This is a genomic window from Ruegeria sp. P8 (assembly GCF_056534665.1).
This window is the reverse complement of the sequence record NZ_JBQERC010000010.1, coordinates 43,389-62,899: the sequence shown is the minus strand read 5'-3', so window position 1 is coordinate 62,899 and position 19,511 is coordinate 43,389. Positions and strand designations below refer to the sequence as shown.

The window sequence follows — 19,511 nt, the reverse complement described above, 5'->3', positions numbered from 1 at the left end:
TTCGCGGCAAAATCCCATAAAACAAAAGCCTTCTCAGGCTTTGATCACGAAGACGCTACCGGGATTACGACCAAAGTATTAAAGCGCAGGCTTGGCACGTGGCTATTTTGTGTACCATAGTGGACATGGAAAGGCAGGGGAGAGCCTTTCGGGGAGGATCCAGTGGCCAAGGCCGCAAGCCAGATCGACATGCCGGTTGGCGTCATTGTGCGCAAAACACCCGGGGTCACACGTTGGGCCCGCTGGAACTGGCGCGCGGTCGCCGTGTTGCCCGGTGCAGGGCCAGCCGATTGGCAGGAACTGCGCCGCGAAGGCGAGGCTGTCGAATACCACGCTGCCACCCTTCCCCTGACCCTCTGGGCGGACGAGACCGAAGCCTACCTGGTCAACCTGTCGGACGGGCAGCCCTCGATCTATCTTGTACTGCGGAATGAGCTGAAGGGCGACACGCCCCTGAATGCAGTTCTGATCACCGCTTCTCCGTTCCAGGGACAGGATTACGCGGACACCGGCGAAGAGATTGTCGAGAAAATCCCAATGACCGAAGGGTTGATCGCCTGGGTACGGGATTTCACCCTGAAACATCACCAGCACGAAGTGTTCGTCAAGCGCCGTCGCGACAGAAAGCGAACCGATTTGGTGGAGGATGGTAAGGGCGACGCGCGTATCCGGCAGGCATCGGATGTTTTCCGCGCCCCGAGACGGGTGCTGCAATGACAGAGCGGCGTGATTTCTGGTCGCGCCGAAAGGTTGCCGTTCAAGCCGAAGCTGAAGCCGAGGCGCTGGCCCTTGAAGAACAGGTGATCGCAGCCCATCACGCCGAACTTGAAGAAAAGAGTGACGCTGAGATTTTGGCTGAATTCAACCTTCCCGATCCCGATACCCTCGGACCCGGCGATGATGTTTCGGGCTTTATGTCCAAGGCAGTGCCTGATCGCCTGCGGCGCCGCGCCCTGCGGCGGTTGTGGCGGCTGAACCCTGTTCTGGCCAATGTCGACGGGCTGGTTGATTACGGCGAGGACTACACCGATGCCGCCTGCGTGATCGAAAACATCCAAACCGCCTATCAGGTTGGAAAAGGCATGCTGGCGCATGTCGAAGCACTGGCCGCCGGCGCGCAAGAATCAGAAGTAGACGAAATCGAAGCTGAGACGCTCACAGAACCAGAGGTCGTATCAGTTGACCCCGACCCTGCCCCAGATCCGGTTTCAGTGGTTCAGGTAGAAGAGCCCGAAGAACTCGAACGTTCCCCGTCGCCACGTCGAATGACATTTGAATTTGAAGGATGACCGAATGACCGCAAGTGACGCGCACACTCTGGATGTTTCAGCCGAGGATCGCCTGCGCGCGGATTTCTATAACTTTCTGGGTCTGTTACTGGCAGGTCCTCCAGACCAGATGTTGCTGAACCAAATGGCTGGTCTGGTCGGAGATGACACGGATCTTGGCAAGGCCATTCAATCCATGGCGCGGGTTGCCAAGGTGACCAAGCCAGCCGCTGCCGAACGGGAATTCAATGCGTTGTTCATCGGATTGGGCCGGGGTGAGTTGCTGCCTTACGCCAGTTTCTACCTGACGGGCTTCCTGAACGAGAAACCCTTGGCTCAGCTGCGCAATGACATGGCGGTTCGCGGGATCACACGTGCCCAGAACGTATTCGAGCCCGAAGATAACATCGCCTCATTGATGGAGATGATGGCCGGAATGATCGTCGGGCGTTTTGGCAGCCCGGCATCCCTGGATGACCAAAAGGCATTCTGGAGCAAGCATATCGGCCCGTGGGCCACGCATTTCTATTCGGATTTGGAAGCAGCCGAGAACTCGGTTCTTTATGCATCCGTCGGCACTGCCGGTCGGGTGTTCATGGAGATCGAGCGCGAAGCGTTCCGGATGACGACAGCGTGAACCGCTGTCATTCGCCAGCGCCCAAACGGGCGTTACACTGCAATTGGGAAAGGAGGTTCCCATGAGCAAGACCAAGGAAGAAGGCGCCACCCGCCGTGACTTCCTCAAACTGGCCGGAACCGCAGCACCTGCTGCCGTTGCCGCCGCCAGCCTGACCGGGAAGGCCGAAGCCGCCGCGCTGCCGACCGACGAAACCCGCATTCAGGATACTGCGCATACACGCGCCTACATCGAGAGCACCCGGTTCTAGGACCGGACGCTTTCACACCCGGCAGACGGTTGCGATTGGCCCTGACGTCGGTTTCAGCAGTACCAAGCCAGCCGTGGCTGACACGGCGCGCAAGGGAGGAAAGACATGCTTAGGAAAAAGACCAACGGGGTTGCGAGACGCCCCCAGCGGACAAGTATCCTGTCCCAGGTCGGCGAGAAAACCGTCGATCGCCGCGCATTCCTGCGTGGCTCGGGCCTGACGATCGGCGGCCTTGCCGCGATCAGCGCCACAGGTGGAACCGTGACGCCAGCCAGTGCCCAGACAGCGGCCAATCAGGCCGTCGAAAACATCAAATCCGTATGCACCCACTGTTCGGTCGGCTGTACCGTCGTTGCCGAAGTACAGAACGGTGTCTGGGTCGGGCAGGAACCCGGCTGGGACAGCCCGTTCAACCTGGGTGCACATTGTGCCAAGGGGGCTTCGGTTCGCGAGCACGCCCATGGCGAGCGCCGCCTGAAATATCCGATGAAAAAGGAAGGCGGCGAGTGGAAGCGCATCAGCTGGGAAGAGGCGATCAACGAGATCGGCGACGGCATGATGTCGATCCGCGAAGAATCCGGGCCCGACAGCGTGTATTGGCTGGGCTCAGCAAAACACAATAACGAACAGGCCTATCTGTTCCGCAAATTCGCTGCCTACTGGGGCACGAACAACGTGGATCATCAGGCCCGTATCTGTCACTCGACCACTGTTGCGGGTGTTGCGAATACATGGGGCTACGGCGCCATGACCAATTCGTATAACGACATCCACAACTCGCGCGCCATCTTCATCATCGGCGGCAACCCGGCCGAGGCGCACCCTGTCTCTCTGCTGCACGTTCTGCGCGCGAAAGAGCAGAACAACGCACCGCTGATCGTCTGCGACCCGCGATTTACGCGCACCGCGGCCCATGCGGATGAATATGTCCGTTTCCGCCCGGGTACAGACGTTGCGCTGATCTGGGGTATCCTGTGGCACATCTTCGACAACGGTTGGGAGGATAAAGAGTTCATCCGCACCCGTGTCTGGGGTATGGACCAGATTCAGGATGAGGTGGCCAAATGGACGCCTGAAGAAACAGAACGCGTCACTGGCGTGCCTGGCTCGCAACTGAAACGTGTTGCCCGAACAATGGCCAACAACCGCCCCGGCACGGTCATCTGGTGCATGGGCGGCACGCAGCACACCAACGGCAACAACAACACCCGCGCCTATTGCGTGCTTCAGCTTGCGCTGGGCAACATGGGTACCTCGGGTGGTGGCACCAATATCTTCCGCGGCCACGACAACGTGCAGGGCGCGACAGACCTTGGTGTGTTGTCCCACACCCTGCCCGGCTATTACGGCCTGTCTGCGGGCGCATGGGGTCACTGGAGCCGCGTCTGGGGTGAAGACCTGGATTGGCTGAAGGGCCAGTTCGCCACGATCAAGGGCAAAGACGGCAAGGACAAACCGCTGATGAATGAAAGCGGTATCCCGGTCTCTCGCTGGATCGACGGTGTTCTGGAAGATCCTGCGAACATGGATCAGGACAACAATGTCCGTGCCATGGTTCTGTGGGGTCACGCGCCGAACTCGCAAACGCGGGGTCCGGAAATGAAAACGGCAATGGAAAAGCTGGACATGCTGGTCGTGATCGACCCGTATCCCACTGTCTCGGCCGTTCTGCATGACCGCACCGATGGCGTCTACCTTTTGCCCGCCTGTACGCAGTTCGAAACCCGTGGCTCGGTCACCGCGTCAAACCGCTCGTTGCAGTGGCGTGACAAGGTGGTTGATCCGCTGTTCGAAAGCCTGCCGGACGAGGTCATCATGGCCAAGTTCGCCAATAAGTTCGGTTGGGCGGATCGCCTGTTCCGCAATATCGAGATGGAAGACCCCGAGACCCCGAATGTTGAAAGCATCACGCGTGAATTCAACTCAGGCCTCTGGACCATTGGATATACCGGGCAGTCGCCGGAACGCTTGAAAAGCCATATGGCCAATCAGCACACGTTCGACCGAACCACGCTGCAAGCCATTGGTGGACCAAACGACGGCGAATATTATGGTCTGCCCTGGCCGTGCTGGGGAACCGCTGAGATGGGTCATACGGGGACTCCGAACCTCTATGACATGTCCAAACCGGTGGCCGAAGGCGGCCTGACCTTCCGCGCCAGGTTCGGAGTGGAACGCGATGGCGACAACCTGCTGGCCGAAGGGGTCTATAGCGTTGGATCAGAAATTCAGGACGGATACCCTGAATTCACGATGCAGATGCTGATGGACCTTGGCTGGGATGGTGACCTGACGGCTGAAGAACGCGCCGCAATCGATGCCGTTGCAGGCCCCGAGACCAACTGGAAAACCGACCTTTCAGGTGGTATCCAGCGGGTCGCGATCGCTCATGGCTGTGCGCCCTTCGGGAACGCCAAAGCCCGCGCGGTTGTCTGGACCTTCCCGGATCCGATCCCACTGCACCGCGAGCCGCTTTATACGAACCGGCGCGATCTGGTGGCGGACTATCCAACCTACGAGGACCGGCACGCATATCGCCTGCCCACCCTTTATGCTTCGATCCAGAAGAACGACTTTTCAAAGGATTACCCGATAATCCTGACGTCAGGTCGTCTGGTCGAATATGAAGGCGGCGGCGAGGAAAGCCGGTCTAACCCATGGCTTGCTGAACTTCAGCAGGATATGTTCGTCGAGATCAATCCGCGCGATGCCAACAACCTTGGCATTCGGGACGGTCAACAGGTCTGGGTCGAAGGTCCGGAAGGCGGTAAGGTCAAGGTGATGGCGATGCTGACCAATCGGGTCGGTGCCGGTGTCGCCTTCATGCCTTTCCACTTTGGCGGCCATTTCCAGGGCGAGGATCTGCGGCACAAATACCCCGCAGGCGCTGACCCCTATGTTCTGGGCGAAAGTTCCAACACCGCCCAGACTTATGGCTATGATTCAGTGACCCAGATGCAGGAGACCAAGTGTACTCTCTGCAAGATCTCGGCAGCGTAAGGAGGACGATTAATGGCTAGAGCAAAGTTTCTCTGCGACGCTGAACGCTGCATCGAATGCAACGCCTGCGTAACCGCGTGCAAGAACGAGCATGAGGTACCCTGGGGTATCAACCGCCGCAGGGTGGTGACGATCAATGACGGCAATCCGGGCGAACGCTCGATCTCGGTGGCCTGTATGCATTGTTCGGATGCGCCCTGCATGGCGGTGTGCCCGGTCGACTGCTTCTATCAGAACGAAGAAGGTGTTGTCCTGCACTCCAAGGACCTGTGCATCGGTTGCGGTTATTGCTTTTACGCGTGCCCGTTTGGCGCGCCGCAATACCCGCAGGCAGGCAATTTCGGTTCACGCGGCAAGATGGACAAATGCACCTTCTGCGCCGGTGGTCCCGAAGAAAACCACTCGACCGCAGAGTTCGCCAAATACGGTCGCAACCGGATCGCCGAGGGCAAACTGCCCATCTGCGCCGAGATGTGCTCCACCAAGGCCCTGCTTGCCGGTGACGGCGACGTGGTGTCGGCTGTTTACCGTGAACGCGTCGTGGCGCGCGGTTTCGGCTCGGGCGCCTGGGGTTGGGGTACTGCCTACGACCAGAAAGACGGCTAAGCCGCTGTCTGCACAAAGCAATGGACAACCCGCTCGGCGCGGGTTGTCCGATCTTGGAATTTGACCGAGGTTCAGATGCTCCGCTTTCTCATCGCTTTTCTGTTCACCCTTGGGCTGACCTTTTCGGCAGCCGCCCAAACGACCGATGACAGCAACGCCACGCCTGAAAGGGCGGGAACCGGCGGAGCGACGACCCTTGAAGATATTCTCGCCCGGCAACGTGGTGAGCAGGTGGATAACGGATATCGCTCCGGCAATACCGGCCAGAGCAATGTCGAGGGTCTGATGGGTCAGCTTGGCACCCGTGGTGTCGCGTCGGACAGTGATGTATATCGTGCGTTGCGCTATGGCTCGGCCAATGTGACCGTATCATCAAACGGCCCCGCTGCAAGCGTGTTGATACAGGATGGCGGCATGTGGTGGCTGAACTTCCGCAGCGGACCGCTGCGCGAATATGGCACTTACATCATCGCCGGGATGCTGGGCATCATTCTGCTGTTCTTCCTGATCCGTGGGAAAATCCGCATCGATGGAGAGAAAACAGGCCGCACGGTCACCCGTTTCAACGGGATTGAACGTTTTGGCCATTGGCTGTTTGCTGGATCGTTCCTGATCCTCGCCATTACTGGTTTGCTCACGCTCTATGGCCGCGACTTCCTGATCCCGATCTTCGGCAAGGAAGGTTTCGCCACCATCGCACAGGGTTGCAAGTGGCTGCATAATAATCTGGCCTGGGCTTTCATGCTGGGTCTGATCATTGTCACGGTGAACTGGATTGCTCATAACATCCCCAACCGCACTGACCTGAAATGGCTGGCCGCCGGCGGGGGCCTGTTCACCAAGGGCAACCACCCGCCCGCCCGGAAATTTAATGCGGGGCAAAAGATCATCTTCTGGGCCTGCATCCTGCTGGGCGTGTCGATCAGCCTGTCCGGCTTGTCACTGCTGTTCCCGTTCGAGATGCCCCTGTTCGCCAAGACCTTCTCGGTCGCAAACGCCACGGGCATTCCGCAGGCGCTGGGTCTGACCTTGCCAGTGCAGATGTCACCGCAGGAAGAGATGCAATTCGCCCAAGTCTGGCATGTCATGATTGCCTATGTGTTCATCGCGATCATCGTCGCGCATATCTATCTCGGCTCGGTCGGGATGGAGGGCGCGTTTGACGCCATGGGAACCGGAGAGGTCGAAGAACAATGGGCGCGCGAGCATCACTCGCTCTGGCTGGAAGAGGTGCAGGAAAAAGAGGCTGGCAAAGCAGCCGCCTCACCCGCTGAATAGATGCGTGGGCTGGTTCTGGCGCTGGCGATGGTGCCCCTGCCCGCCGTGGCAGAATTCTTCACGCTGAAAGGGCATGGCGGCCCCATCATGGGCATCGCCACCGCGCCAGACGGTCGCATCGCAACAGCCAGTTTCGATAACTCTGTGGGTCTTTGGACCGGGCAAACGCCAAATTGGTTCGAAGGGCACGAAGCCGCCGTGAACGCAGTCGCGTTCAACGGCTCCGCTTTCTATTCTGCCGGGGACGATTTCACCCTGCGCAAATGGCCCAGCGGTGAAATCATTGGCCGACACAAGGGCAAGATTGTTGGCCTTGCCGCGTCAGAAACCCTTATTGCCACGGCCAGCTGGGATGGAACAATCGGCCTGTGGCCTGTCGATGGCACAGAACCCGCGCGGCTTGGACCGACCGGCAGTGGCGTAAACGCGGTCGCATTCTCACCTGACGGCACGCAGCTATTTTCGGCGGGCGTCGACGGCGCTTTGCGTCTATGGGATGTGTCCAGCGGGCAAGAAACAAGGCGTCTGGTCGAGCACGGGTTCGGCATCAATGAACTGGCCTTGAATGCACAGGACAACTGGCTCGCTTATGGTGCGGTAGACGGTGTCACACGTATCCTTGACCTTTCCAACGGTGAAGAGCGCGATTTCACTCTGGACCGCCGCCCGATCCTTGCCCTTGCGCTCAGCCCGGATCGGAAACTTTTGGCCGTAGGCGATGGCGAAGGGTATATTATGGTCATCGACACCGTCGATTGGCGCATTGCACAGGATTTTCGCGCCACGTTGCGCGGTCCGGTCTGGGCTTTGGCATTTTCCAAAGACGGTAAAAACATCCATGCGGGCGGACTTGACGAGGCGATGTACAGCTGGCCTGTGGACGCTCTGTCCGACCAACACCAGATGGCCTCGGCAGAACCGAGTTTCCTGAAAAATCCTGATGAGATGGACAACGGGGAACGCCAGTTTGCGCGCAAATGTTCGATCTGTCACAGCCTGTCCTCCGATAACGCGCGACGTGCAGGCCCAACCCTGCACGGTGTATTTGGACGTCAGGCCGGCACGGTTCGTGGATATTTGTACTCGGATACATTGCAAGGCTCTGATATCATTTGGAATGACGAGACAATAAATGCCCTTTTCGACGAGGGGCCAGACCACTACATTCCGGGGTCGAAAATGCCGATGCAGCGAATTGCCAAAGCACAGGATCGCCAGGATCTTATTGCTTTTTTGCGTCGCGCAACAACTGACCGGAACTGAACCGGAGGAGCCCATGAAAGCCTTTCTTGCCGCCGTCGCCGCGATGGTCGTTATTGCAGGCGCAGCCCCGCTTGTGCTGGAACAGATCGGGTTCAGCACCGCTGACACTACGTCCGGCATCGCCGTGCGCCTCGACTGAATGGCGCAATATCTGACCACCCGTGAACTGGCCGATCTGCTGCGCATTGGCGAGCGGAAGGCCTATGACCTTGCCTCGTCAGGCGAGGTGCCGTGTGTGCGCGCCATGGGCAAGCTGTTATTTCCGCGGGCCGAGATCATTGCCTGGCTCAACGCGTCGCGATCCGGCCCTCAGGTCGCAGAACCGCCCCTGCCCCCGATCATAGCAGGCAGCCACGATCCCTTGCTGGACTGGGCGCTGCGTGAAAGTGGGTCGGGGCTGGCCACCTATTACGACGGTTCTTTTGATGGCCTGATCAGGCTCAGTGAACGCAGCGCGCAGGGCGCTGTGTTACACATCCACGAAAATGGCGGATTCAACAAGGAATCCCTGCAAGACACTTTGGGCGAAGCCCCGGTGATCCTATACGAAGTCGCCCGACGTGAGCGTGGATTGCTTCTTGCCCCGGGCATATCCGACATCAATTCTTTTGACGACCTCAAGTCACGCACCGTCATACTGCGTCAGGACAGTGCGGCAAGCCAGCGCCTGTTTGACGCCCAACTGGACGCCCACGGCCTGCGCCGGGATGATCTGGACATTCGACCCGGCTGCGCACGTACAGAAGAAGAGCTGGCGATCGCCCTGCATGACCGGAAGGCCGAGGCCGGTTTTGGGCTTGGCGCACTAGCCGGTCTCTACAACTTGGGTTTTGTCCCCACTCATTCCGAGCGGCTGGATCTTGCCATCTGGCGTCGGGCCTTTTTCGATCCGCCGATACAGAAACTGCTAACCCTGTTGCGCTCGGGTCAGTTCGCCCAGCGGGCACGCGAGTTCGGCGGCTATGACCTGTCTGGTCTTGGCACGATCCACCACAATGGGGCCAGCGGGTGAAAATCCACCTGCGCCTTCATCTTTTCAAAAATACTCGCCCCGCAGGGGCTGGCCGCAGGCCAGCTTATTGCGCATTGGGGAAAAACACCTGCTGACCGTCCAGCCGGAAAGAGGCGATCGCCTCCTGCCCGTCCGGCCCGGTCAACCAGTCGATGAAACGCTGACCAGCGGCCGCCCGTACATGCGGATGCTTTTCAGGATTTACGAGGATCACACCATATTGGTTGAACAGACGCGGGTCGCCTTCGACCAGGATCTCAAGATTGCCTCTGTTACCAAAGGACAGCCACGTCGCCCGATCTGTCAGAGTGTACGCGTCCATGCCGCTGGCCACGTTCAGAGTCGCACCCATACCTGAACCGGTTTCCCGATACCAACTGCCGGACGCGCCGGTTGGGTCCAGCCCCGCAGCCGACCAATGCCGCAGCTCGGCCTTGTGCGTTCCGCTGTCATCACCGCGCGACGCAAACGGGGCTTCAGCCTTTGCAATCGCTGTAAGAGCGCTCAGAATGTCGGCACCACCGCGAATTCCGGCGGGATCTGCCTTGGGGCCCACCAATACAAAATCGTTATACATCAGGTCCTTCCGCTCCACGCCATATCCATCAGCGACGAATTTCTCTTCGGCGGATTTGGCGTGAACCAGCAGGACGTCCCCGTCACCATTGACCGCATTGCGGATTGCCTGACCGGTTCCTACGGCCACAACCCGCACGTCAATGCCCGACTCGGCCTCGAACCACGGCAGTATATAGTCCAACAGCCCCGAGTTCTGGGTGGATGTCGTAGACTGCACGACAATGAACGGTGTCTCTGCCAAGGCCGCATTTGCCGACAGACCAAGGGCCATCACTGCCGCCCGAAGTATTGCGCGGAACATCATTTTCTCCGTTTTATCTTTTAGGTAACCAATCCACCCGCGAGATAGCGACGCGATGCTTCACTTTCGGGGGTATCCAAAACCTGTTTTGCGGGGCCGTGTTCAACCACATGACCGCCCTGCATCATGACCACATCCGAGGCCAAACGACGGGCCTGCCCAATATCATGTGTCACCATCACGATCCGTACACCCCGCGCCGAGGCGCGCAGAACCATACGTTCGATCATCTGTGTTGCGCCGGGATCAAGGGCGCTGGTCGGTTCGTCCAGAAACAGTGTTTCGGGCTCCAGCGCCAAGGCACGCAAAATGGCCAGCCTCTGGGCCTCGCCCCCCGAAAGCGACCGGGCAGATTGCCAGGCCTTCCCCTCCAGCCCGCCTTCGGCCAGCAACTCGATGATACGTGCCTTTCTCGCCGCTCGCCCCATGCCCTGACGCTTGAGGACAAAGCCCAGGTTTGCAGCAACAGAGCGTCGCAACAGAACCGGTCTCTGAAATACCATGGCTTGGCGCGCTTTCTGCGCAGCGCCCAGAGGGTTTCCATCCTGCACCACCCGCCCGCGATCCGGCGAAATCAGGCCATGCAAGCACCGCAGCAACAGGCTTTTGCCCGCACCGTTAGGGCCAAGAAGCAACGTCGGCCCCGGACCATCCAGAACCAATGAAGGAACATCCAGCAAAACCTTGCCGTTGCTGCGAATTTGCACGTTTTCAACCGTCAGACAGTTCGACATGTCACAGATCACGTCACGCATGGCGCAACCCCTCCTGTTCGGCCCGCAAACTGACCGCGCTGACCATCGCGTTTACGGCAATTGCAATCCCGATCAGGATCGCCCCCAACGCCAGTGCCAGCGACAGATTTCCCTTCGACGTTTCAAGCGCAATGGTTGTGGTCATCACGCGGGTCACATGATTGATGTTTCCGCCAACGATGATAACCGCGCCCACCTCGGCGATGGCGCGTCCGAAACCGGCAAGCAGGGCCGTGACAAGTGCCAGTCGCGCATCCCACAACAAAACCGGAACCGAGGCCAGCCGTGACACTCCCAAGGACCGCAGCTGTTCTGAATATTCTTCAGCCAGCATTTCAACAACCTGGCGCGTCAGAGCCGCGACAATGGGAGTGACTAACACCACCTGCGCAATGATCATCGCGGTCGGAGTGTATAAAAGGTCAAGCACCCCCAAGGGGCCCGAACGGGACAGCATCAGATAGACCAGCAGGCCCACGACAACCGGTGGAAACCCCATCAGTGCATTCATCAGGACGATCAGCATCCGGCGGCCGGGGAACCGGGCGACGGCCAACGCAGCCCCCACGGGCATTCCGATCAGAGCAGAAACCAGCACCGCAAAAACGGACACTTTCAGAGACAACAGCACAATTGCCCACAGCTCAGAATCTCCCCCAAGGATCAAGGCAATCGCAGCACTGAATTCTGTTGAAAATTCCTGCATTTTATTCCCTGCAATCCACCCTTCGTATAGATACTCGTAAGTTTACAGGGAAATACTACTTTATATCGGTGCCAAGTACAGACACAATTCCGACACCACGAATGCGAAACGCGGCCCCGATTGGGACCGCGTTTTTGACCTTCAAATTAACGGTTAGCGTCAGTTCAGAGCAGCATCCGTAATCTGGTGCGTCCAGGCCCCTTCAGGTGTCTTGGTGATCACCGGGTCAGAACCTCCGGCCAGCAGGGTACCAACGGTGCGATCAAAATCCGCCGGGTCCAGCGCGCCGTTCGAACCTGCGGTCAACTTGGCGATCTCACCCATCATGCGTTTCTGATGTTCTTCCGTCTGCGCACCCGTTGCATCGTTCTCCAGCACGATATCCGCTGCTTCGTCGGGGTTCTCCTCGGCGTATTTCCATCCTTTCATCGAGGCGCGAACAAACCGCTGCATCTTGTCGGTGAAGGCCGCATCGCTGAGATTTTCTTCCAGAACGTAAAGACCGTCTTCCAGCGTCGCGACACCCTGGTCTTCGTATTTGAAGGTCACCAGTTCATCTGGGCTGACACCGGCATCGATGACCTGCCAGTATTCATTGTAGGTCATGGTGCTGATGCAATCCGCCTGACGTTGCAGCAGCGGATCGACGTTGAAGCCCTGTTTCAGAACTTCCACACCGTTGTCGCCTTTCCCATCAGTGCTGATGCCCAACTGGCTCATCCAGCTCATGAACGGGAACTCATTGCCAAAGAACCAGACACCCAGCGTGCGGTTCTTCAGGTCCTCAGGCGACGAAATACCGGCATCTTTCCAGCAGGTCAGCATCATGCCCGAGCTTTTGAACGGCTGGGCGATGTTCACCAACGGCAACCCTTTTTCACGTGCGGCCAGAGCGGCAGGCATCCATTCAACGGTCACATCAGCACCGCCGCCCGCAATCACCTGTGTCGGAGCGATGTCAGGCCCACCGGGCAGAATGGTAACGTCCAGGCCTTCTTCCTCGTAAAAGCCCTTGTCCTTGGCAACGTAGTAGCCCGCGAATTGTGCTTGCGTGACCCATTTCAGTTGCAGTGTCACTTCATCCGCCGCCAGCGCCGTACTGGCTGCCAGACCAAAGGCGGCAACCGCCCCGCTGAATAGCTTATTCATCTTCATTTCTCCTAGTTGCTTGTTGCGCCCCGATTTTCAGGGTCTGTTGATTTTCTTCGTCTTATCCGCGTTGTGAGGGGTGCCAGAACGTCACCAATTTTTCGATTCCCGCCACCAGGCCATAAAAGGCCGTACCCGCGATAGCGGCAACAACGATTTCGGCCCAGACCATGTCCAACGACAATTGACCGACGCTGGTGGAAATCCGAAATCCCATACCGAGCGTTGGCGAACCGAAGAATTCAGCCACGATGGCGCCAATCAAAGCCAAAGTTGTCGAAATCTTCAACCCGTTGAAAATGAAAGGCATCGCTGCGGGCAGCCGCAGCTTCAGAAAGCTCTGCCAATAGCTTGCAGCATAGGTTTCCATCAAGTCACGCTGCATTGCGGTGGCCTCGCGCAGACCGGCCACGGTATTGACCAGCATCGGAAAGAACACCATCACAACGACCACCGCCGCTTTGGAATGCCAATCAAACCCGAACCACATGACCAGAATGGGTGCCGTCCCCACGATGGGCAAAGCCGCGACGAAATTTCCCACTGGCAATAGCCCCAAACGCAGGAAATCCCACCGATCGACGGCAATCGCCATAAGGAAGGCCGATCCACAGCCGATGACATATCCGCTGAGCGCTCCTTTCAGGATTGTCTGAACAAAGTCGGACCAAAGAATGTCAAGGCTACCTGCAAATCGCACCGCTATGGCAGACGGTGCCGGCAGAATGACCAGCGGCACTTCAAGCCCACGGACCACCAGCTCCCAGGCTCCAACAATGGTCAGACCAAAAATCACCGGTGCCAGAAAGCGTACCATCTGGCTGTCGGCTTGCCGGCCACTGGCCAATCGGCTGTTCAACCACCAGCCGAAAGCCCACAGCAGCAAAGCAAAGACAACCAACATCATTGCGCCATCCCCATCCGCTTCAGAACCGACCGTTCAATCAATCCCAGCAAACCGACCAGGCAGGCAGCCAGAATGGCCGCAGCAAACAGCGCTGACCATATCTGCACGGTTTGACCATAGTAACTGCCTGCCAGCAACCGAGCACCCAATCCTGCGACAGCGCCTGTCGGCAGCTCACCCACGATTGCGCCGACCAACGACGCCGCGATACCGATCTTCAACGAGGTGAACAGGTATGGCATCGACGCCGGCAGGCGCAGTTTCCAAAACCCCTGCGATTGGCTGGCATTATAAGTCCGCAACAGGTCAAGTTGCATCGCGTCAGGGCTGCGCAACCCTTTGACCATACCGACGACAACCGGGAAAAAGCTCAGATACGCTGATATGATCGCCTTGGGAATGATCCCCTGAACCCCGACCGAGTAAAGAACCACGATAATCATCGGCGCCAGAGCGATAATCGGGATCGTCTGGCTAACGATAGCCCATGGCATGACCGACAAATCCATCACGCGGCTATGCACGATCCCAACGGCCAACAGGACACCCAGCCCGGTCCCGATGACAAAGCCCAGCATCGTAGCGCTGAGTGTCACCCACCCATGAAAGATCAGCGATCTTTTCGAGTTGATTTTCTTCAGAACAGTTGTATCCCACAGTTCAATCGCCACCTGATGAGGTGATGGCAAACGGGGCTTGCCTTGCTCCCAAGTTGCTGGAATCGCGAACGAATTATTCAGAACCAGACCGAACTCTCCCAGATCCCGGCGCGCACTTGCGGTGGGTGGCTGAACCTCGGCACCGCCACGTTCAAGCTCGGTCAAAACCCCTTTGATGTTCATCGGAACGCAAGCGACATACCAGAACAGAACGATCACGGCGACGACGGTGAAAACGGCTATGATCTGCTTCATGCGTGCCACTCCATTCGATAGACGGGCACTGTATCCGGCGGTACGGGTGGTTCTTCGGCAGTTACCTCGAACCCTTCACGGCGGTAAAACCTCTGCGCTGCCTGATTGGGTTTGTGTGTTGTCAGCCAAAGATGGGTCCGACCCTGCTTCGCCTTGGCAACGAAACGCTTGCCAATTCCCTGCCCCGTCCGGCTGCAATACAACGCACCGATTTTACACTGCGCCGGATCTAAGGACATGTAGCAATCAACCGGATCACCCGCGACCCAGATCTCGCGACTGTCGAACGCTTCATGGATCAGGGTCGCCAATTCCTCCACCGGCAATTCATCAGGCATCCATTCCGTCTGCGAGGCCCAGTTGTAAATCACGCGGGCACAAGCCGGCACGTCACTTACCACAGCCCGTCTGATGGTTTCTGCCGCCGGATCAGTCGTCATAAGAATGCCCCGCCCGCAACCCGTCGCGAACACGATGGGCCACTTCGATGAATTCCGGAGTGTCACGAATGTCCAACGGCCGTTCCTTTGGCAGCGGGCTGTCGATCACATCCGTAATCCGCCCCGGCCGCGGGCTCATCACGACAATTTTGGTGCTCAGATATACGGCTTCGGGAATCGAATGCGTCACGAAGCCGATGGTCTTTTCTGTTCTGGCCCAAAGCGCCAGAAGCTGCTCGTTCAAGTGGTCTCGCACAATCTCATCCAAAGCGCCGAACGGCTCATCCATCAACAAGATATCAGCATCAAAGGCCAAAGCCCGGGCGATGCTGGCGCGCTGCTGCATCCCACCGGATAACTGCCAGGGAAACTTTCCTCCAAATCCTTCAAGATCAACCAGTTCCAGGACTTTTCTCACCCTTTCCTCCTGCTCGGATGCGGAATAGCCCATGATCTCAAGCGGCAACTTGATGTTCTTTGCTATGGTGCGCCAGGGATAAAGGCCCGCTGCCTGAAAGACATACCCATAGGCCCTGTTCCGCCGTGCTTCGTCCGCTGTCATTCCGTTGACAGTCAGCGACCCGCCGGTCGGTGTCTCCAAGGCCGCAATACAGCGCAGGAAAGTGGTTTTCCCACAGCCCGAGGGGCCAATGAAACTAACAAATTCACCCTTGTCGATCGTCAGGTTCACGTCTTTCAACGCGTGAACAGGCCCGTCATTGGTTTGAAAGGTGAGGTCAAGCTGCCTTGCTTCGATGACGTGCTGGGTCGTGCTTTCAGTGGTCATTCTACTGCCTTGAAAAGAGTGGTGCCGGGGCCGCCCAGACAGCGGCCCAACGGATCAAACCCCCGTCGCCGGGATACCTGTCCGCTCAACTGGCCGAGGGGCGGTTAGTTCTTTCCACGCGCTCAAAGCCTTGTTGACGGTCGTATTTGCCTCGCGCGCAACGAACTCGCCATGGCCTTCCTGCGTGCGGATTTCACCATCATGTACCGCAACCTGTCCGCGGGTCAGCGTAAAGCGCGGCAGGCCTTTGACCTCTTTGCCCTCAAACACGTTGTAGTCGATCGAAGATTGCTGCGTACTGGCTCTGATCGTTTTCGTTTTTTCAGGATCCCACACGACGATATCTGCATCCGCTCCAACAAGGATCGCGCCTTTTTTCGGATAGCAATTCAGTATCTTGGCGATGTTTGTTGAAGTCACCGCAACAAATTCATTGGGCGTCAGGCGTCCGGTATTCACACCATGCGTCCACAGCATCGGCATCCGATCTTCCAGACCGCCGGTCCCGTTCGGGATCTTGGTGAAATCCCCAACTCCAAAGCGTTTCTGTTCGGTCGTAAAGGCGCAATGGTCGGTTGCCACAACACTCAGCGATCCTGATTGCAGGCCATTCCACAAGCTGTCCTGATGCTGCTTATTGCGGAACGGGGGGCTCATGACCCGCCGCGCGGCGTGGTCCCAATCCTGATTGAAATATTCGCTTTCATCCAGAGTCAGATGCTGAATCAACGGTTCGCCCCACACTCTCTTGCCCTGCATTCGGGCCCGACGAATGGCTTCATGAGATTCTTCGCAGGATGTATGAACAACATATAGCGGCACCCCCGCCATATCAGCGATCATGATGGCCCGGTTGGTGGCCTCACCCTCTACTTGCGGCGGTCGGGAATAGGCATGCGCTTCGGGGCCAGAGTTCCCCTCGGCCAGCAGCTTGGCGCTCAGTTCGGCAACGACGTCTCCGTTCTCGGCATGCACCATTGCGATGCCGCCCAGTTCGGCCAAACGCCTGAACGAGGCATAAAGCTCATCATCATTCACCATCAGCGCGCCTTTATAGGCCATGAAATGTTTGAAGGTGTTGATGCCGCGCGTCTCAATCACGGTCTTGAGGTCATCAAATACCTGTTCCCCCCACCATGTCACCGCCATGTGGAACGAATAATCGCAATTCGCCCGTGTCGATTTGTTGTCCCAGCGCTTCAGGGCATCCAGCAGGCTTTCGCCCGGATTGGGCAGCGCGAAGTCAACAACCATCGTCGTGCCCCCTGCCAGGGCCGCCCGTGTACCGCTTTCGAAATCATCACTGGAATAGGTGCCCATGAACGGCATTTCCAAATGGGTATGCGGATCAATCCCACCGGGCATCACATAACAGCCTGACGCGTCCAGCTCGCTATCCCCTTTCAGACCCATCCCGATCCCGGTGATGACACCGCCTTCGACCAATACATCCGCCTTGTATGACAAATCCGCGGTGACAACGGTTCCGTTTTTAATAACAGTACTCATTTTAAACTCCCTGATGCGGTCTGCGCCGCTTGCTTCATCTGGCCAAAAATATCCCGGGGGGTCGCCCTTGGGCGACGGGGGCAGCGCCCCCTATTCCACGATTTCGGCAGTCTCGACCACGGCATGCAGCAGGACATCTGCCCCGGCTGCCGCCCAATCCTTGCTGATCTCTTCAGCCTCATTATGGCTCAGCCCGTCCACACAGGGGCACATGACCATGGCGGTCGGGGCAACACGGTTGATCCAGCAGGCATCATGCCCCGCGCCCGAGATGATGTTGGTATGCGAATAGCCCAGCCTTTCAGCCGCATCGCGCACGGCAGACACGCAATCGTCGTCGAACTTCACCGGATCGAAACCGCCGACTTTCTCGAATTCGACCTGCAGGCCCATTTCTTCGACAATATCTTCCGCCGCCACCCGCAGGCGGTTTTCCATATCGGTGATCACCTCCAGCTCGGGCGAGCGGAAATCGACCGTGAACACCACCTTGCCCGGGATTACGTTGCGAGAATTCGGGAAAACGTCGATATGCCCCGCGGCACCGACCGCATGCGGTGCGTGAGACCAGGCGATTTCGTCCACTTTCTCAAGAATGCGCGCCATCGCAAGCCCGGCATTCTTGCGCATCGGCATCGGGGTTGAACCGGTATGAGCATCCTTGCCGGTCACCGTGACCTGTGTCCAGCTCAGACCCTGACCGTGGGTGACGACGCCGATATCCTTTCCTTCGGCTTCAAGGATCGGGCCTTGTTCGATATGCAACTCAAAGAAAGCGCGCATCTTGCGCGCGCCAACTTTTTCTTCACCGCGCCAACCGATCCGGTTCAGTTCATCCCCGAATTTCTTACCATCGGCATCTTCACGGTCATACGCCCAGTCCTGCGTGTGCATTCCCGCAAAGACACCAGACGACAGCATGGCAGGCGCATATCGCGTCCCTTCCTCGTTGGTCCAGTTGGTCGCCACTATGGGATGTTTTGTCTTGATCCCGAGGTCATTGAGCGTGCGGATAATCTCCAGCCCGCCCAGAACGCCCAGAACGCCGTCATATTTTCCGCCAGTCGGCTGCGTATCCAGATGCGATCCCACGTAGACCGGCAAAGCGTCCGGGTCGGTGCCCTCACGATGCGCAAACATGTTGCCCATCTGGTCAAGGCCCATGGTGCATCCGGCCTCTTCACACCATTTCTGGAACAAGGCGCGGCCTTCGGCATCCTCGTCAGTCAGAGTTTGCCGGTTGTTCCCCCCCGCAACACCGGGACCGATCTTGGCCATCTCCATCAGGCTGTCCCACAACCTGTCGCCATTGATCCTGAGATTCTGCGCCGGAGCTGCCATTGTCTTATTCCCTGTTTGCTTGCGATTTTGCTCGCTATTGGTGTCTTGATTTGACCAACTGGTCAAACTCACGCTATCACGGGTTCGGTATCAGTCAAGAAATTGCGCGGCAAAGCCTGATATTTCAGTGTAATCCGCGCCTATCCGACGAAAAAAGAGACACACTGAAATCATGCCGAATGACCGCGCACCGACTCGAATCCAGAAGAAGAACCGAGCCGCGATTCTCGAGGCTGCCCTGAATGTGTTTTCCGCATACGGGTTTCGTGGGGCAACCGTCGATCAGATTGCTGCCGAGGCGGGGTTGAGCAAACCCAATCTCCTCTACTATTTCGCGTCGAAAGAGGCGATCCACACCGAATTGCTTTCGGGCTTGCTGGAAACCTGGCTGGCGCCCCTGCACGATCTGGATGAGACCGGTGATCCGATGGAGGAAATGCTGGCCTATATTCGCCGGAAACTGCAAATGAGTCAGGTGCTACCACGGGAAAGCCGCCTTTTTGCCAATGAGCTTGTGCAAGGCGCGCCCCGCATTCACGACGCTTTGTCCCATGATCTCAAACAACTGGTTGACGAAAAGGTCACCATTCTCACCAATTGGATGGATCAAGGCAAAATCGCGCGGTTGCACCCTTATCATTTGATGTTTTCGATCTGGGCGCTGACACAGCATTATGCCGATTTCGACGTTCAGGTGCGGGCTATTCTGGGTGACGAAAACCCGTTTGAAGGTGCGGAACCCTTTGTAGAGACGTTGTACCGAAAGCTCCTGACGCCATGAATGCAGGGGCCGCGTCAGCGGCCCCTCG

General features: G+C 57.9%; 21 protein-coding genes. 11 read left to right on the top strand and 10 right to left on the bottom strand.

The window, feature by feature from the left end; all coding sequences use genetic code 11:
- The first annotated feature begins 162 nt into the window (after positions 1-162).
- The 10 genes from ACR0BZ_RS12945 to ACR0BZ_RS12900 all read left to right on the top strand — a co-directional run bounded on the left by ACR0BZ_RS12945 (position 163) and on the right by ACR0BZ_RS12900 (position 9,314).
- Positions 163-717, top strand: coding sequence for a DUF3305 domain-containing protein (locus ACR0BZ_RS12945; protein ID WP_267365561.1), 555 nt, complete (start codon positions 163-165; stop codon positions 715-717).
- On the top strand, positions 714-1,289 hold the full coding sequence (locus ACR0BZ_RS12940; protein ID WP_480920398.1) for a DUF3306 domain-containing protein: 576 nt from the start codon (positions 714-716) through the stop codon (positions 1,287-1,289). The genes ACR0BZ_RS12945 and ACR0BZ_RS12940 overlap by 4 nt, the downstream gene beginning before the upstream one ends.
- A gap of 4 nt (positions 1,290-1,293) precedes the next feature.
- Positions 1,294-1,905 (top strand): TorD/DmsD family molecular chaperone, encoded by a 612-nt coding sequence (locus ACR0BZ_RS12935; RefSeq protein ID WP_267365564.1) that lies wholly within the window; start codon positions 1,294-1,296, stop codon positions 1,903-1,905.
- A gap of 61 nt (positions 1,906-1,966) precedes the next feature.
- Entirely contained in the window at positions 1,967-2,155 is a 189-nt protein-coding gene (locus ACR0BZ_RS12930) for a ubiquinol-cytochrome c reductase iron-sulfur subunit N-terminal domain-containing protein (RefSeq protein WP_209504175.1), read from the top strand.
- Between the two features lie 105 nt (positions 2,156-2,260).
- The gene (locus ACR0BZ_RS12925) at positions 2,261-5,155 is read left to right on the top strand and encodes a formate dehydrogenase subunit alpha (RefSeq protein WP_480505504.1); all 2,895 of its coding nucleotides are present in this window, start codon (positions 2,261-2,263) and stop codon (positions 5,153-5,155) included.
- 12 nt (positions 5,156-5,167) lie between these two features.
- Positions 5,168-5,761, top strand: coding sequence for a formate dehydrogenase FDH3 subunit beta (gene fdh3B / locus ACR0BZ_RS12920; RefSeq protein WP_209504177.1), 594 nt, complete (start codon positions 5,168-5,170; stop codon positions 5,759-5,761).
- 75 nt (positions 5,762-5,836) lie between these two features.
- Positions 5,837-7,039, top strand: a complete 1,203-nt coding sequence (locus tag ACR0BZ_RS12915) for a formate dehydrogenase subunit gamma (RefSeq protein ID WP_267365567.1) — start codon at positions 5,837-5,839, stop codon at positions 7,037-7,039.
- Entirely contained in the window at positions 7,040-8,302 is a 1,263-nt protein-coding gene (locus ACR0BZ_RS12910; protein ID WP_480920397.1) for a c-type cytochrome, read from the top strand.
- Positions 8,303-8,315: 13 nt separating this feature from the next.
- Positions 8,316-8,441 (top strand): hypothetical protein, encoded by a 126-nt coding sequence (locus ACR0BZ_RS12905; RefSeq protein ID WP_480485904.1) that lies wholly within the window; start codon positions 8,316-8,318, stop codon positions 8,439-8,441.
- A complete protein-coding gene (locus ACR0BZ_RS12900) occupies positions 8,442-9,314 on the top strand; it encodes a helix-turn-helix transcriptional regulator (protein ID WP_267365570.1) in 873 nt (290 codons plus the stop codon).
- Between the two features lie 64 nt (positions 9,315-9,378).
- Here the strand turns inward: ACR0BZ_RS12900 and ACR0BZ_RS12895 are convergent, their stop codons facing one another.
- The 10 genes from ACR0BZ_RS12895 to ACR0BZ_RS12850 form a co-directional block, all read right to left on the bottom strand.
- Positions 9,379-10,194 carry an ABC transporter substrate-binding protein gene (locus ACR0BZ_RS12895; protein ID WP_480920396.1) on the bottom strand — a complete coding sequence of 272 codons (816 nt, stop codon included), beginning with the start codon at positions 10,192-10,194 and terminating at the stop codon, positions 9,379-9,381.
- Between the two features lie 20 nt (positions 10,195-10,214).
- A complete protein-coding gene (locus tag ACR0BZ_RS12890; RefSeq protein WP_480505515.1) occupies positions 10,215-10,949 on the bottom strand; it encodes an ATP-binding cassette domain-containing protein in 735 nt (244 codons plus the stop codon).
- The gene (locus ACR0BZ_RS12885; RefSeq protein ID WP_480920395.1) at positions 10,942-11,655 is read right to left on the bottom strand and encodes an ABC transporter permease; all 714 of its coding nucleotides are present in this window, start codon (positions 11,653-11,655) and stop codon (positions 10,942-10,944) included. Before ACR0BZ_RS12885 ends, ACR0BZ_RS12890 begins: the two co-directional genes overlap by 8 nt.
- Positions 11,656-11,814: 159 nt before the next feature.
- Positions 11,815-12,804 carry an ABC transporter substrate-binding protein gene (locus ACR0BZ_RS12880; RefSeq protein ID WP_480476654.1) on the bottom strand — a complete coding sequence of 330 codons (990 nt, stop codon included), beginning with the start codon at positions 12,802-12,804 and terminating at the stop codon, positions 11,815-11,817.
- Between the two features lie 61 nt (positions 12,805-12,865).
- Positions 12,866-13,711 carry an ABC transporter permease gene (locus ACR0BZ_RS12875; RefSeq protein WP_480920394.1) on the bottom strand — a complete coding sequence of 282 codons (846 nt, stop codon included), beginning with the start codon at positions 13,709-13,711 and terminating at the stop codon, positions 12,866-12,868.
- Positions 13,708-14,625, bottom strand: coding sequence for an ABC transporter permease (locus ACR0BZ_RS12870; RefSeq protein ID WP_480565157.1), 918 nt, complete (start codon positions 14,623-14,625; stop codon positions 13,708-13,710). The genes ACR0BZ_RS12875 and ACR0BZ_RS12870 overlap by 4 nt, the downstream gene beginning before the upstream one ends.
- Positions 14,622-15,065, bottom strand: a complete 444-nt coding sequence (locus ACR0BZ_RS12865; RefSeq protein WP_480920393.1) for an N-acetyltransferase family protein — start codon at positions 15,063-15,065, stop codon at positions 14,622-14,624. Before ACR0BZ_RS12865 ends, ACR0BZ_RS12870 begins: the two co-directional genes overlap by 4 nt.
- The gene (locus ACR0BZ_RS12860; RefSeq protein ID WP_209595940.1) at positions 15,055-15,852 is read right to left on the bottom strand and encodes an ABC transporter ATP-binding protein; all 798 of its coding nucleotides are present in this window, start codon (positions 15,850-15,852) and stop codon (positions 15,055-15,057) included. The genes ACR0BZ_RS12865 and ACR0BZ_RS12860 overlap by 11 nt, the downstream gene beginning before the upstream one ends.
- Positions 15,853-15,906: 54 nt before the next feature.
- A complete protein-coding gene (gene hydA, locus ACR0BZ_RS12855; RefSeq protein WP_480558638.1) occupies positions 15,907-17,361 on the bottom strand; it encodes a dihydropyrimidinase in 1,455 nt (484 codons plus the stop codon).
- Positions 17,362-17,451: 90 nt separating this feature from the next.
- Entirely contained in the window at positions 17,452-18,702 is a 1,251-nt protein-coding gene (locus ACR0BZ_RS12850) for a Zn-dependent hydrolase (RefSeq protein ID WP_480920392.1), read from the bottom strand.
- Between the two features lie 172 nt (positions 18,703-18,874).
- Between ACR0BZ_RS12850 and ACR0BZ_RS12845 the strand changes: the two genes are divergently transcribed.
- Positions 18,875-19,483, top strand: coding sequence for a TetR family transcriptional regulator C-terminal domain-containing protein (locus tag ACR0BZ_RS12845; RefSeq protein ID WP_480920391.1), 609 nt, complete (start codon positions 18,875-18,877; stop codon positions 19,481-19,483).
- Positions 19,484-19,511 lie beyond the last annotated feature (28 nt).